Annotated in this window: 15 protein-coding genes; 5 read left to right on the top strand and 10 right to left on the bottom strand. The window is 41.9% G+C overall.

Annotation, left to right across the window (positions count from 1 at the left end):
* Positions 1-19 precede the first annotated feature (19 nt).
* The 5 genes from DI060_RS05100 to DI060_RS05080 are packed head-to-tail and all read right to left on the bottom strand — an operon-like array spanning position 20 to position 6,347.
* Positions 20-1,102, bottom strand: a complete 1,083-nt coding sequence (locus DI060_RS05100; protein ID WP_108974432.1) for an alpha/beta hydrolase — start codon at positions 1,100-1,102, stop codon at positions 20-22.
* The gene (locus DI060_RS05095) at positions 1,099-2,223 is read right to left on the bottom strand and encodes a M23 family metallopeptidase (protein ID WP_108974430.1); all 1,125 of its coding nucleotides are present in this window, start codon (positions 2,221-2,223) and stop codon (positions 1,099-1,101) included. Before DI060_RS05095 ends, DI060_RS05100 begins: the two co-directional genes overlap by 4 nt.
* Before the next feature lie 14 nt (positions 2,224-2,237).
* Entirely contained in the window at positions 2,238-2,642 is a 405-nt protein-coding gene (locus tag DI060_RS05090) for a bactofilin family protein (protein WP_108974428.1), read from the bottom strand.
* A 59-nt stretch (positions 2,643-2,701) separates the two neighbouring features.
* The gene (locus DI060_RS05085; RefSeq protein WP_108974426.1) at positions 2,702-5,257 is read right to left on the bottom strand and encodes a penicillin-binding protein 1A; all 2,556 of its coding nucleotides are present in this window, start codon (positions 5,255-5,257) and stop codon (positions 2,702-2,704) included.
* 22 nt (positions 5,258-5,279) lie between these two features.
* Positions 5,280-6,347, bottom strand: coding sequence for a zinc dependent phospholipase C family protein (locus DI060_RS05080; protein WP_108974424.1), 1,068 nt, complete (start codon positions 6,345-6,347; stop codon positions 5,280-5,282).
* 57 nt (positions 6,348-6,404) lie between these two features.
* On the opposite strand from DI060_RS05080, the gene DI060_RS05075 reads away from it, so the two are divergent.
* Positions 6,405-7,670 (top strand): diaminopimelate decarboxylase, encoded by a 1,266-nt coding sequence (locus DI060_RS05075; RefSeq protein ID WP_108974422.1) that lies wholly within the window; start codon positions 6,405-6,407, stop codon positions 7,668-7,670.
* 1 nt (position 7,671) lies between these two features.
* Entirely contained in the window at positions 7,672-8,370 is a 699-nt protein-coding gene (locus DI060_RS05070) for an IspD/TarI family cytidylyltransferase (RefSeq protein WP_108974420.1), read from the top strand.
* Here DI060_RS05070 and DI060_RS05065 read toward each other — a convergent pair.
* The 3 genes from DI060_RS05065 to DI060_RS05055 are packed head-to-tail and all read right to left on the bottom strand — an operon-like array spanning position 8,348 to position 10,462.
* The gene (locus DI060_RS05065; RefSeq protein WP_108975630.1) at positions 8,348-9,442 is read right to left on the bottom strand and encodes a PilZ domain-containing protein; all 1,095 of its coding nucleotides are present in this window, start codon (positions 9,440-9,442) and stop codon (positions 8,348-8,350) included. The two genes, DI060_RS05070 and DI060_RS05065, sit on opposite strands and share 23 nt — an antisense overlap.
* 31 nt (positions 9,443-9,473) lie before the next feature.
* Positions 9,474-10,046 carry a Crp/Fnr family transcriptional regulator gene (locus DI060_RS05060; RefSeq protein ID WP_108974418.1) on the bottom strand — a complete coding sequence of 191 codons (573 nt, stop codon included), beginning with the start codon at positions 10,044-10,046 and terminating at the stop codon, positions 9,474-9,476.
* A 2-nt stretch (positions 10,047-10,048) separates the two neighbouring features.
* On the bottom strand, positions 10,049-10,462 hold the full coding sequence (locus DI060_RS05055; protein WP_108974416.1) for a cyclic nucleotide-binding domain-containing protein: 414 nt from the start codon (positions 10,460-10,462) through the stop codon (positions 10,049-10,051).
* A 114-nt stretch (positions 10,463-10,576) separates the two neighbouring features.
* Between DI060_RS05055 and DI060_RS05050 the strand changes: the two genes are divergently transcribed.
* From DI060_RS05050 to DI060_RS05045, 3 genes are all read left to right on the top strand, one after another.
* Positions 10,577-10,999 (top strand): hypothetical protein, encoded by a 423-nt coding sequence (locus DI060_RS05050; RefSeq protein WP_108974414.1) that lies wholly within the window; start codon positions 10,577-10,579, stop codon positions 10,997-10,999.
* 43 nt (positions 11,000-11,042) lie between these two features.
* Positions 11,043-11,210: a hypothetical protein gene (locus DI060_RS18920; protein WP_167836925.1), complete on the top strand. Its 168-nt coding sequence runs from the start codon at positions 11,043-11,045 to the stop codon at positions 11,208-11,210.
* Positions 11,211-11,320: 110 nt separating this feature from the next.
* The gene (locus DI060_RS05045) at positions 11,321-12,424 is read left to right on the top strand and encodes a DJ-1/PfpI family protein (protein ID WP_209451986.1); all 1,104 of its coding nucleotides are present in this window, start codon (positions 11,321-11,323) and stop codon (positions 12,422-12,424) included.
* 1 nt (position 12,425) lies between these two features.
* Here the strand turns inward: DI060_RS05045 and DI060_RS05040 are convergent, their stop codons facing one another.
* A complete protein-coding gene (locus tag DI060_RS05040) occupies positions 12,426-12,812 on the bottom strand; it encodes a phosphopantetheine adenylyltransferase (RefSeq protein ID WP_135355000.1) in 387 nt (128 codons plus the stop codon).
* 143 nt (positions 12,813-12,955) lie between these two features.
* Complete coding sequence (locus DI060_RS05035; protein WP_108974408.1) at positions 12,956-13,756, bottom strand: helix-turn-helix transcriptional regulator; 801 nt, start codon at positions 13,754-13,756, stop codon at positions 12,956-12,958.
* Between the last annotated feature and the right edge of the window lie 3 nt (positions 13,757-13,759).

Here is a 13,759-nt window from a genome sequence, read left to right as displayed (position 1 = left end):
TCATCCAACAACGGAATCTCTATCTTCTGAGCACCCAGTTTTCTCCGTTGTTTTGGCCCGACTTCCTGATGAACAAACGTTTGTTTACGTCAACACCTAGGATCACCTGGTAAATGTCAGATAGTATGGGTCTAGAAGAATAATATCCGTGGCCTAATCCACCAATGCCAAGCACAGGACTATCCACTTCATTTACATTGATGACATCTATACCCTCGAATTTAAAACACATGCCAGCTCTATTGCCACCGTTTACTTTTTGTGATGCAATGAGTGCATTATCACCAGGTGAGCAATATAATGTGACTCTTTCCGAAACAGTACGTAACTTAGAACTGATTTTTGAAAAATCCTCTTTGTCAAAATCGGGAGCGTTTAAAATTAATTCTGCTATGATTTTTGATTTGCCTTCGTCTGCTTGTTTGGCTAAGGAAGGGAGCACAACTTGGTGTCCCATGCTATGGACGATGAGGTGGACTCTCTTTTTTATGCCCTGCAATTGATTTAAAAAGCGATTGAAATGCTCTCTATTGAGTTTTGCCTCTTGAAAATTGGACTCATAGGTAGATTTCATCATCAGGGTATTGATGACACCTGCCTCCGCCCCTGCAGGCCAAGAGTAGACCACAACTTCACCTAGGAATTTGAGATCATAGCGGATTTGGCCAGCTCGGATGACGGCTTCATCGAAATTGACATTGAATCCATGGACAAAGAGTAAAAGTTCTTCGGAAGAACTCGCTTTTAGTTGTTGGAAGAACTCATCTTCTTGTTTATCTTTTTTACCCAAAAGTTGGAAGTAAAGATTTCGGTCGGCGGTATTGTTCCAAGTTATATCTCCTACCGAATGCTTTGCGGGGATATTGATTGTACAATCTCCGTAGTGAGGGTTGATATCGGTTAAAAATCCAAAATAATTTGAATCACAAGCTGGTGCGGAATTTGCGATCACCCTTCTTGTGGTGACAAAGTTTACGATGAGATTTTTGGTATCATCGAATGGTTCTTTTGTTCTTTGGTTGATGATTTCACCTGCCGTTTGGCGGCACTGGGAAAGGATGAGGATAAAAACAAAAAGAGTGAGCCATTTGATTTGTTTCATTTGTAAGAAAATCCTTTGATGATTTTGGTAGGGTTGATATTCTTTCCATCTTTGATGATTTCGAAATGAAGGTGTGGACCAAAACAATAACCAGAGCAGCCTGATTTGGATATCACATTTCCTGCGGATACGTAGTCTCCCGCTTTGACAAAGAGACGACTATTGTGAGCATATAAGGATTGGTAGGATTCATCATGTTTTATGATGACGACGTTTCCATAGCCACCCATCCATCCCGAATACACAACTCGGCCCTTTCTTGCTGCGTAAACTGATTCGTAATTGGCTCGCAGATCGATGGCCATATGAAATTTGTATTGAGGGTAAGACCTGACACCCCAACCTGAGGTAATCACCTTTGATGCAACAGGGAAACGCCAAAGTGGACCAGCCTCAGGAATCACTGCGCCAGGTAAGAAGACTTTCTGTCCGGTTTTTAATAAGTCAAAATCATCAACACTATTTTCAGAATAGATGTCTTCCATTTTGACTTTGTAGAAGTCGGCTACTTTTGCTAGGGTATCTCCTTTTTTAAGTTTATAAACTAATCCTTGTTTGTTGGGGATATTTAGGATTTGCCCAGCTGTCAGGATTGCATCGGCTTGAATGCTTGAGGAGCCTGCAATTGATTCAACTGATACTTTAAACTTGGAAGCTATCTCACCTAATGTTTCATTTTTTTTGACTTTGTATTGTATGACTTTTAGTTTTTTTGCTTTATCATCTTTGGGAAGGTCAAGTTCAGCAGAGCGAAGGATAGCAAACTTTTTTTCCTCTGTTTCCAATAGATACTTTTCATCGGCTGATTTTGCCTCTTTGTCTTTTTGGTCATTTTCTTGGACTTCTTCCACATTGGTAAGGCCATCTGTCGCTAGGTGGAAGTCATTGTTGACTGGTCTGTCTAGAACCAGACTACACATAAAGGCAATCAAACCTGAATAGAAGAATAAAGGAAAAACTCGGTATCTCTTCCGATTGAGATCGAGTGTTCCATGTATGACTGTAGATTGAAATTGAAAGTTGTAGAAGAAATTGCCAGGGGACATCTGGATTACATTCAGATTCCCCCAACGGAACACATGTTTGCCGATCGTCGACTTTTCTGGAGATCGAAGCAACATGGATTAGGAGTAGTTTATTCCTTGGTGTCTAGTGACTTGATCCCACCAAAGGACTCTTCTACGATCTTTCGAACATCTTTTTTCTGTCCGCCCGTGATCGTGATATTGCCTTTTGCCACAACACCCTTCTGGAGTTCTAAATAAGGAGCAGTGATGTCACCTAACATTCTACCTGTTCCTTCTAACTTTACTTCATTTTCTGCTTTAATATTCCCGATGAGAGTTCCTGAGATCACAACTTCTTTGGCGCTGATATTGGTTTTTACTTTTCCTGTTTCCCCGATCACAAGGGCATCTTCCGTTTTGATATCTCCTTCGAATTTTCCGTCGATCCGAAGTGAACCGGCTATGTAAAATTTACCTTCGAAGATGGAGCCAGGTCCAATTACGCTATTTATGGAGTCTTTGTTGATCGCCATTTATGTTCCTTTTGTTCTTCTGTGAGATTCAAAAAAATTGGTCGGATTGACAAGCCTTTTTAGTAATCTATGTCCTCGTCACCACTAAAGACACTCTTCTTCTTTTTCTTTTTTTTGGGCTCAAGCTGAGTGTCGGTCTTGGCCTTTTGGATCGGGTTTTGGTCCAATTTTGGTTTGGGTTCTGGGTTTGTGCGTTTAGGCTCGTCTGGGAGGTTCCATTGGCCCCCATGTTCATTGCAGATCTCTTTTGGGACTGTGCTTGTGATGAAGGATTCTTCTTGGATTTCCCGGCACTGCGGGCCTGGAAGCTTGCCAGACATCAAACAAATCGAACGTTTGCTCAAATTGAGGTCCTTTGCCCAGGGAAAATCAGCCCTCGGTTCGCGGTCTAGGGACCTAGCCATGAACCTACCCCAAATGGGAGCGGAAACCCGACCACCCGTGACCCCTCTGCCCAAGGATATCGTTCCCACATCGTAGCCGATCCAAACAGAGGCAACGAGTTCCGGAGTGTAGCCGACAAACCAGGCGTCCCTGAAATTATTCGTGGTACCCGTCTTTCCGTAAGCCTTGCGGTTCAGTCCATAGGCCAGGGCAGATTTTCCTGTTCCCGATTGGATTACGTCAGCCATCATATCGGTAATGAGAAAAGCAGCTTCTGGTGAGATGACTTGTTTGCGGTCCGATTCCGAAAATTCAGTTCGGAAGTCTTTGAGAATGCTACCATCCTGTGACTCTACATACAATACGCTAAGGGGATTTACGGTCTTTCCTCCTGAGGCAAGCGCCGCATATGCCCTTGTCAGTTCATAGGGTGTGAGTTCAAAGCTACCCAAAGAGACACTGAAATTGTATGGGATATCCCTTCCATTCAATTGGAGAAGCCCTCTCAGAGTATCCATGATGTGGGAGAGTCCGATTTGTTCTAATACGCGAACGGCCACAGAATTTTTGGATTGTTCAAGGGCCTTCCGTAGCAAGACAAAACCAGAGTATTCGGAGCTATAATTTTCGGGGGCCCATTCATCGCCATCATCCATTAAATATTGGAGTGGCGAATCGGCAAAGAGTGTAGCGGGTGTTACATTTTTCTCTGGGTCAGGGTTTTTTCCAGAATAATCGAGAGCCGCTGCATACAAAATTGGTTTAAATGAAGAACCGGGTTGGCGGAAAGCTTGGAAGGATCTAATCTGTTGGTTGTCGGATCGAAATCCTGAACCACCAACAATGGCAGTAATATAACCGGTATTAGGTCTCATTGCTATCAGTGAACCTTCAACTGGGAGTAGGTGGTCTTGCGTTGTTTGGTTGCTGTAATTTTTGTCTATAAAGTCTGCTATTACATCATCTCCCACAAGAAGATTTAAACTAGAAAATACATCTCGTAATTCTTCTTGGTAGCTGGACTGGAAGGTCCGTTCGCTGCGTGAGATATGAAATTTGAAATCTGGTAGGTCGAATAGATCACTGATAATGGCATAACTTGAACCAAACTGGTCATCAAAGGCATCAATATTTCGAAAAGCTCTTTGGTTAGATTCTAGGGTTTGTTGTTGTAGGGCAATTTTTAGAGCTTTTTCGGCTTCCTCTTGGTGCCGGATTTGGATAGTGGAATAAATCTTCAATCCGCCATTGTACAATTTGTCCTTACCAATGTTGCGGATCAAATTCTTACGGATGTACTCGGTGACATAGGGGAAACGGTTGATTCGATCTGAGAAGGCAGAATCATTGGGAGAGCGGTTTAGATTCTGGTAGTACTCCATAAGATGGGCGTATTCTTTTTCAGCTTCTTCTACTGTTAGTCGACCGTTCTCTACAAGTTTACGGAAGACCACTCTCACTTTGCCTATGCTGCTAATGGGGTTTGTCAATGGGCTGAACTGAGTAGGCCTCGTCGTCAAACTTGCAAGGATAGCAGCCTCTCCCCAAGTGACTTCTTGGATCTCTTTGCGAAAGTAGAAACGAGAAGCAGCACCAACACCAATGGTTCCATGCCCAAGAGGGATTTCATTCAAATACACTTCCAGGATTTGGTCTTTGGTAAAGGCAAGTTCCAGTAAACCGGCAAGCCAGGCCTCTCTCGCCTTTCTCCCGATTGAGCGTTCCGTAGAAAGGTATTTCAAACGGGCAACCTGTTGTGTGATGGTTGAGGCTCCTTCCTTCACCCGCCCCGCGAGGATATTGACTACGAAGGCACGTGCAATGCCTTTTAGGTCAATCCCACTGTGGCTATAGAATTGGTTATCCTCCGTGGATAAAAAACATTGGATGACCTTGTTTTTATGGTCTTTGGCATTTGGGTTGTTTTCTTCGGGTAGGGCCGAAAGCAGGACTGGTATGCGTGAAAATTTATAATATTCAGCAATGGGTTCGTACTTTCCATCCTCTCCAATTGCATATAGGATCGAAGGGATGTCATAATTGAGAGCATTCTTCAATCGAAAGAAATCCTTAACTGAGGCTGTGAGTAGAAAGATATTTAGAAACAAAAATGCAATTACGGCAAGGGCAGTGCGCTTCAAACCATTGGGATGTTCCCAAATCCAAGAACAAAGGTTTCTAAACCAAACGATAAATAGTTTCTCAAAGATTCCAATAGCTTCTTGTTTCATTTCTTTGTCAGATCCACTGGCATCAAAGTGGCGAAAACTCCTTCATAGTGTCTATGCCCTGGTACCTAAGACCAGTGTCCAAATTGTAGCCTCCATATACATCCAAAATCTTTGCTCGGCTTTCGGGTGAAAAACTATATTCGTAGGCTCTGGTTAGAATTTCCTTACAGGCAGCACTTGCTTGGTTGAGCAGTTCAATGAAGGAATCATGAAACACTCGTTTGGGATCAGCAGGATAATTCCAAGGGCGTTTTTCTTCGTTCATAATTTTTGGGTTCACTGTCTCTAGTGTAGGCAACATTAAAACACCCGCTTGGTATCTATGAAAAGTAAGGCTATCTACCAAACTCACCAATCCGCGCATCCATGGGGAACGGGAATCAAGAGTGGATGTAAATCGATAAAAACCCATATAGGATTCATTTAAGATATCGCCTGGAATGATCTTCTTTTCCGATCCAAAGTACTTTGATAAAAATTCTCTAGGAAAGGTTTCTTTTAATGCGGCTAGCCAGAATTGCCAGAGGACAGGGTCCATTTTATTTTTGATCCCGACTGTTCTCTGACGGATGTCAATGTATTGGGGAAAGTCATATTCTCGAGCACTCATCCCCCAACGGTAGTGTAGAAGTAAGGTATCCAAACCAAACTCAACCTTCATGTGATTGATTTGAGCTTGGTAAGATACTTTTTTATCATCGCTATAATAATCACCCGAGATGTAGAAGATATAAGGATGGGTTTGGATATCCACGACACAATGGCAAATATATCCTAAAGTAAAGGCCAAAAAGCGATCCCGGTAGAGACCCATCTCTGTGTCATGCACTGCATCTAAAAAATTTAATATCAGTTCTACGACTCTATGGTGGTGAGCAAGGTCTCCCCAGTAGGCAGCCTTCTTTGTTCTTTGCGGTTGGAGAACATGGTAAAAATAAAAGATATCGGGAGCGACCGCACCTAAGTTAGCGTAGGCAGCGGTATCGGGCCGGTTGAGTAAAGTCGCAATTTTTCTTTGCGTGGCGTTTCCATGCTCTAAGTGTTTTTTCACTTGAGAAAGTGCCTCAATGTGTGTGATCTTTCCTGCCATATTTGCGATTTTTGACTTTTAAGAATGGAAGCTTTTTAAAGGATTATCTTAATTCCTATGACATCAATCGAAAAACTAAAGTTTTTAAACGAAGAACAGGTTCGGTCAATTGCAGAAACCTTCGGAACCCCCGTTTTTGTATACTCCCAAAAGGAAATCGAACGTCGTTGTGAGGAGGCTCTCTCCTTTCCAAATGCCTTTGGACTCCAGGTTCGATATGCCATGAAGGCAAATCCAAATACCAATATTTTAAAGATTATGAAACAGAAGGGCATACTGATAGATGCTTCTTCTGAATATGAAGTGAGTCGTGCTCTTGCGAGCGGATTCCCAGCAGAGTCCATAATGCTCACTTCCCAACAATTCCCAAAAGACCTAAAGAAAATTATAGAATTGGGTGTATCCTTTAATGCCTGTTCATTGAAACAATTAGAAGCCTATGGTAAATTATTTCCTGGTGGAAAGGTATCGATTCGTTTCAATCCTGGTCTAGGTTCTGGACACACAAAAAAAACAGACGTGGGAGGAGTTGCTTCCGCATTTGGGATTTGGCATGAAAAACTCTCTGAGGTGCGTTCCCTTGTCAAACAGTACAATCTGAATGTAGAAAAGGTGCATACACACATTGGTTCTGGAAGTGACCCAGAGGTGTGGAAGGCGGTGGCCAAATATACACTTGAGTATGCAGAGGCGTTTGAGACTGTAAAAGTCGTCAGTTTGGGTGGAGGATATAAAGTAGGCCGAATGGCTGATGAGAAATCCACGGACCTCCAAAAGATCGGAGAGCCCGTAAAACAGCAGTTTATTGATTTTGCAACTCAACACAACAGAAAATTGATCTTAGAGATTGAGCCTGGAACCTACTTGATAGCACTTTGTGGAGCCTTAGTCACCCGAGTGGATGATAAGGTAGATACAGGCACAAAAGGATTTACTTTCTTAAAACTTGATACAGGGATGGATGCCAATACAAGGCCTTCTCTGTATGGAGCTAGGCATCCACTTGTAACCGTTACAAAACATCCCGACACGGAAAGGCCTATCGAAGAGTATGTTGTTGTTGGGCATTGTTGTGAATCGGGTGATCTATTCACTCAGAAGGAGGGAGGGGAAGCTGTGACTCGTCCTATGGCTAGAGCCGAGATCGATGACTATGTCGTGATGGAAGCGGTTGGTGCCTATTGTTCAAGTATGTCTACAAAGAATTACAATAGCTTTCCTGAGACAGGAGAAGTCATTCTCCTATCCTCTGGCGAAACCAAATGGATCCGAAAGCCACAATCCCTAGAGGAGATTTACAAAAACGAAATTTCTGTGATTTGAGATGCGAAATCTGTACGCAATTATCCTAGCTGGGGGAGAAGGGAAGAGATTTGGGAGCCCAGTTCCCAAACAGTTTCTGTCCCTAGCTGGGGAGCCTCTCTTTCTCCATTCCTTAAAGACATTTTCATCTTGGCCATTTTTAAAATCTCTGAGCTTAGTTTGCCATAGAGATTGGATTTCGGAGCTAGAGAAGTATGCTTCGCCTTACTTAAACTCAAACGACAGGATCGTAGAAGGTGGAAATACCCGTCACGCCTCTACTTTGTTAGGTTTGCAATCCATCCCCTGGGACGAAGAAGACCTTATTTTTATACATGATGCTGCTCGTCCTTTTTTTAGCCACCAGGACTTAGATTTACTCGTTCAATCTGCGGTGAAATGGGGGGCAAGTACCATTGTGTCCGCATGCCACGAAACGGTCGTTCAACGAGGCGATAGGGAAGGCTTTATAGAAAAAACTCTAGATCGGAATCAACTTTTGTTTGTGAAAACACCACAGATAATTTCTGGCAAAACACTTAAAAAAGCCCAAACTATGGATGTGCCATTGCCAGTAGAACCCACAGATCTTTGTTCTTGGATGGAGGCCTATGGAGAAAAGACTGGCATAGTCATCACAACAGAAACCAATCTAAAAATCACAGAACCTACTGACCTTTTGGTAGCAGAGGCTCTTCTCAACGCTCGTGGAAAATCCTAAACCTGTGTTTCCATACCCAAAAGCGAAACCTTGTTGGATTTTCTACTTCTTCTATTTGTAAGCCATATCCCTTTGGTTTGCCATAGCGTCCATTCGGATTGGACCATCTAACAAGAGCTTTCAAACTAATTGGCCCAGACCGAGTGTCAATTTTGATAAAAAGACGATCGTTCAAATCGTAAACAATATCAGATTTAATGTACATACCTTCTGTGGAAATGTTGACTAACTCACCGGACGATTCGTTCGCTTCCTTTTTTCCTGCATGGATTTTGTTCTGAACAGGAAACCGAGGTGCAAAAACTCGTTTTAGAAATCGTAGAAATTCTGCTTCCTCATCTTTTTGTGCTGCTTGGAAATCAAATCGAACCCCGGCCAATTCTGTGCCTTCTTCATCCTGGTCCAAACGAACAACTTCACCTTTTACAGAAATGGGAACGATTTCTCTTTTTTCATTCTCAAGCTTTAGGTGTAAGTTGATCTCGGAACCTATTTTAAGAAAGTGGTGTTCCACCAATGGGATCAAGGCTCCTGAGCCGGAGATGTTTATTGTAAAACCATCACCCTCTCTTTCCCCATCGGAGTTGGTCCAGTGGAAAGGAACTGGGTGTGTTTCACGGTAACCCCCTCTCCAACCTCGGTTTAGGGAACTTAAATACGGTGCCGAGACCTCTCGCTTAAGAAAATAAAAGATCATGGCTAAAGCTACAAATGTCATCACTGCATTTACTATGATCTCTGGGCCTTGCAAGCGGACACCTGCCAAAAACAATTTTTTGCCGAGGCTGATCCAAGCTATCATCCAAACATTATAAGATGCTAAAATGCTTGCGAACAAAAGAAAGAGATAATATCCAAATTTCTTTTTTGCTAGCAAACCATATGCGATAACAAGGCTTAGGATAGAAAGTACGTACTGCAATGGCTGGATGCGAGAAAATACCTGCTTTGATTGTAAACTAGAAAGATCGTAAAGTGCAGCGGTAAAAAAGTAGTTTAGGAGTGGGATGACAACGAAAAGAAGAGATACAACTAAAATTGGGTAGGGGTAACGGAAGAGTCGCAAAGCCATGGGCAATCATCGTTCAGGTTGTAAGGCCAAGTCAAGATTTTTTTGTTTCATCAGCCATCAAGGAAGGATCAATAGGGATAGGTAATTCTTGGTCTTCTGAACTTTGCTGTTCGGAAGGTGATTCCGCCTCCACTGCTTCCGTGCCTGGAATAGACCCACTAACAGCTTGGGGAGGAATCTTTCCGGCATTGATAAGCTCATGCAATTCTTGTCGTCTCTCTACGACCTTATCCTCTACCTCTGTTAAACGACGGATGACACTATTGAGTAACATTGATAAAAAACCAGGGCTCTCATGACCCATGGCGAGGAAGATATCTTTAGTAATCATACCAACCTTTGTGTCTTCCGAAATGGCAATGACATTGGCAGCGCGTGGTGAGTGTTGGATCAAAGCCAGCTCTCCAAAAAATTCACCCGGACCGATTTGGCGAAGGATCAAATCATCTCCCATTCCTGAACGTTTCGTAACCATGAGTTTTCCGGAGAAAACAAAGTACATCACACCATTTGATTCCTCGCCTTCACTGAATACTTTTGTATCTTTTGGGAAATGTTGGACTTTTACAGCTGAGATATATTTTTTTAGACTTTCTGCGCTCATACTTACCCTGTTTGTAATTCTCCGATCATCTTTTCGATTTCTGTGAGCCTTGCTTCTGCTCTATGCAATTTATCCACAGAACTTTTAAGTAAATGGAATAGGAAATTTGCATTGATACGAGCAAGCTTCTCAAATTGGTCATCGCGTAAGATGCCAAGTCGTGCTTGAGCGGAAACCACACTTACGGTCATGGAACGAGGTTTTCGCGTGATTAGGGCAAGCTCCCCAAAAAAATCTCCAGGACCTAAACCTCGGATCACTTCCTGAAGACCATCAGGGGTCCGTTTGGTGACAGCAAACATCCCTTGCATGATACAATACATACTTCCATCATGAGGGTCACCTTCATTGAAAATGATATCACCCCGTTTGTATGCCTGCGTGGATATATTTTGCATGTATTCTAAAATGTTCATATTGGCCTCTTTAGAATAACACTTAGCTTAAAAACTGTCATGCTAATTTTAAAAAAACAAGATTGATTCGTGAATTCTCTTGCCAAATTAAAAATGAAATCCTAACATAACGCCATGGTTCAAAACGTATTGTATGGCATTGGCTCCGTTTTATTAGGATTGATACTAGGAAGTGTTCTCAATATCACCGTTCTCAATCTAGGAACGATCCTCATCCCAGCACCTGAAGGTGCGGATGTTTCTACTATGGAGGGATTGAGGGATTCTATGCATCTCTTTCTCCCCAAGAACTTCCTCTTCCCTTTTCTTGCGCATGCATCCGGAACATTTTTAGGGAGTTTAATCGCTGCTATGTTGCGTAAAGAACATGCATCGATTTGTGCCTATGCGATTGGGTTTTTATTTTTTCTTGGTGGGCTTATCAATGTGATCTATTTACCGAGTCCTCTCTGGTTTACACTCGTAGATCTCATTTTTGCTTACCTGCCTATGTCGTATTGCGCTTTGGTCTTGGTCTCACGCATTCGCTCTAAATGAGAAAGCACTTGACAAATACATACTAATCATATGATTAGTATGTATGGATTCTTCGTTCTACCGCAACCGCGCGTCCTTACATCCACAGGTGAAGCCCCTAAGTTTTGAGTCAAAGATCGCGAAACTCAAGGAAAGAGAGGGCTTTGAAGATTTGATCCACCAGCTCTTCGTCATCTCGGAGATAGAAGGTCGTTTGCCAAAGGTGATCTGATGGGGTATTGATAAGCTTCTTTCTTTTTTTGCTCTCCCTTTTTTACTGAGCGAATGAACCGATATACCACTTTCTTTCTGCTATGCTTTTTGGGATTTTTTCTTTGGAAGTTGAAACCCATCTTTGATTTTTCGACATGGCATACTATAGAGGGAGACCTACCAGATTTACAAAGCAGAGTAGAAGATGTAGTTGGTAGGAAAAACATTGTCTTGGTCGCGGATACCCAAGGCACAGAGATATTTGATTTGCTCGCTCCCTATTCTCTATTCCAAGAAACAAAACAGGCCAATGTGTACATTGTGGCACAGGAAAAGAAGCCTATCCCACTTTTCAAAGGTCTATCGGTGATGCCACATTATTCCGTCGCGGAATTTGACAGTTTGCGAAAGAAAGTCGATGTTCTGATTATACCCAATTTATCTGCGATGGTTCCGTCTGATCATAACCAAACATTGATTCAATGGATCCAAAAACAAAAAAGGGATGATCCGTATCTACTTTCGATCTGTGATGGCTCTCTCACCGCTGCAGAAACTGGCATGTTTGATGGTGTTCCACTTACCACTCATTCTCTGGACTTGGAACGCTTTCAAACTTACTATGATAAACCACTTTGGGTAAATGGGGTTAGTATGACAGCCAAAGGAAAGAAGGTGAGCACAGCAGGTGTCAGCAATGCAGTAGACGGTACATTATACATAATCAAAGATTTATATGGTGATGGTGTCTATGAAAAAACTAAAGCAAAGATAAAGTATCCGCATATGGATTTAGTTAGAAGAGGAGCAAATGCTTCTTTGGATTTTGATGCCTATTTCGAAATTTTTAAAAAAGTTTTTCTGAGGGATAATAAAAGAATTGGTGTTTTTTTGGAGGATGGAATCGATGAATTTATGTTAGCTGCAATATTGGATTCGAATGCTAGAACCTTTCCTGAATCAATAGATACCTTTACACAGCAAAAATCCTATGTTCTATCTAAAGGAGGGCTTGTATTTTTCCCTACAAAGCTCGACTCTTCCTTTCCGTTTGACGAGATCCATAGCCTTAATGGCAAGCCTGATTGGGCAAACAAATCTACAAATGCGAATTGGATTCTTTATACTAAGGAGGAGGCATCTTACATCTTTTCGATTTGCCTTTCCGAAATCCAAAAAAAGGAAGGAAAAGACTTCGAGAAAATAGTGCGAGCCCTCCTGGACTATCGCTAGTTCATCCTTTGAATGGGATTACAGCAAAGACGTTTCCAACAACTAAACTCAAGAGAGCCACAATGTCCATTGCAAAGACACGTTGGATTTTCTCGTTTGTCCCATTGGATTGCCATACCATCCAGAGAAAGGATAGGACACTTATATACCCAATCAAAAATCCTAAATTTCTGTAATTAGGCTCAAAAGCGGCAAGGAAACATACACAAGATACAATTCCGAATAATATGGCGCGGTGCCTAAGTAAAATCAAAAGATTAGGATCTTGGATTGGTAAGCCATAGAGTTTTTCTAGAGCCTGGTTCCCAATTGCGCCGTAGACTGGCAGTGCATGGATAATCCCTGTGATGATAAAGGAGAGGGAAATCAAAATATCTTTTGGTATCATCGTTTCATAATAATCCATTCGCTACAAAAAAAATTGTATAAATCTGCTACCGGAAACACGGATCGTGTTTTCGATACGATTTCTGTATAAAAATCAGATTCTACTCGAAATATCCTGAAGTATCTTTCCATTGGCTCGTGGACCTAAATCCAATGTACGAGAGAATTTAAGAATACATTCTTAGGATTGATTCCAAAGTATTGTTTGAAGACTCGATGCAAATGAGAGGAATCAAAAAATCCAGAGGAATGTGCAGCAAATGTAAGTTTCGGATTTTTTTTCAATGCATCTGCTAAATTCCGAATCCGTATCCAGACCCTATACGATGAAATTGGGATTCCCATTTGTTCTTTGAAGAGATGGCTCAATCGTGATTCGGAAAGCCCAACGGAGGAGGCTAGTTCCACAAGGGATATCTGTGTTTCTAAATCCTTTTGGACTAGGAGTTTTTGGACCAAAAGAATACGATCATCCAATATTGATTTTCTTTGGATAGGGATATGCAAATTATCTAATATAAAAGTAAGATTATGTTTTGCTTTATCTTTCTGTTGCATCAATTCGGTAAGTGCTTCTTTCAAGGGTAAAAGTTCTCTTTCATCGAGATTTATAATTTTAGAACCTTCGGATATCACTGGAGCGTACGGAGAGTACTTCTCGAAAAAAACAAATGCGAGATACGAGCCGTATCCTTCTATTTGGTGGTCCACTTTAGGAGGAATCAGGAAAGCTTTTTTCGTTTTGTAAGTTTCATCTTTTGATTGGTATCTAATTTCGCCTTGCAAGGGCAAACACAGTGTCCAAGTAATATGAGAGTGGACGGAAAGAGACAATATCTTTCCCATGTAGAGGAGCTCTTGTTTGCCAAGGTAGATGTATTTTTCGTTCATTGGACCATTGGAAATCATGGAATCTTTCTGTTTCATAAAAAGTAGATCTTGCATAAA

The sequence above is a fragment of the Leptospira ryugenii genome, from assembly GCF_003114855.1.
Lineage (GTDB): Bacteria > Spirochaetota > Leptospiria > Leptospirales > Leptospiraceae > Leptospira_A > Leptospira_A ryugenii.
Note: the sequence above shows the minus strand (reverse complement) of the source record. Positions and strands in the feature narration are given on the sequence as shown.

Bases quoted from the DNA above. Each gene is read 5' to 3' on its own strand.
- DI060_RS05085 (WP_108974426.1), bottom strand. From the start codon at position 5,257: ATGAAACAAGAAGCTATTGGAATCTTTGAGAAACTATTTATCGTTTGG.
- DI060_RS05070 (WP_108974420.1), top strand. From the start codon at position 7,672: ATGCGAAATCTGTACGCAATTATCCTAGCTGGGGGAGAAGGGAAGAGA.
- DI060_RS18920 (WP_167836925.1), top strand. From the start codon at position 11,043: ATGGATTCTTCGTTCTACCGCAACCGCGCGTCCTTACATCCACAGGTG.
- DI060_RS05065 (WP_108975630.1), bottom strand. From the start codon at position 9,442: ATGGCTTTGCGACTCTTCCGTTACCCCTACCCAATTTTAGTTGTATCT.
- DI060_RS05040 (WP_135355000.1), bottom strand. From the start codon at position 12,812: ATGATACCAAAAGATATTTTGATTTCCCTCTCCTTTATCATCACAGGG.
- DI060_RS05055 (WP_108974416.1), bottom strand. From the start codon at position 10,462: ATGAACATTTTAGAATACATGCAAAATATATCCACGCAGGCATACAAA.
- DI060_RS05050 (WP_108974414.1), top strand. From the start codon at position 10,577: ATGGTTCAAAACGTATTGTATGGCATTGGCTCCGTTTTATTAGGATTG.
- DI060_RS05035 (WP_108974408.1), bottom strand. From the start codon at position 13,756: ATGCAAGATCTACTTTTTATGAAACAGAAAGATTCCATGATTTCCAAT.
- DI060_RS05100 (WP_108974432.1), bottom strand. From the start codon at position 1,102: ATGAAACAAATCAAATGGCTCACTCTTTTTGTTTTTATCCTCATCCTT.
- DI060_RS05075 (WP_108974422.1), top strand. From the start codon at position 6,405: ATGACATCAATCGAAAAACTAAAGTTTTTAAACGAAGAACAGGTTCGG.
- DI060_RS05060 (WP_108974418.1), bottom strand. From the start codon at position 10,046: ATGAGCGCAGAAAGTCTAAAAAAATATATCTCAGCTGTAAAAGTCCAA.
- DI060_RS05095 (WP_108974430.1), bottom strand. From the start codon at position 2,223: ATGTTGCTTCGATCTCCAGAAAAGTCGACGATCGGCAAACATGTGTTC.
- DI060_RS05080 (WP_108974424.1), bottom strand. From the start codon at position 6,347: ATGGCAGGAAAGATCACACACATTGAGGCACTTTCTCAAGTGAAAAAA.
- DI060_RS05090 (WP_108974428.1), bottom strand. From the start codon at position 2,642: ATGGCGATCAACAAAGACTCCATAAATAGCGTAATTGGACCTGGCTCC.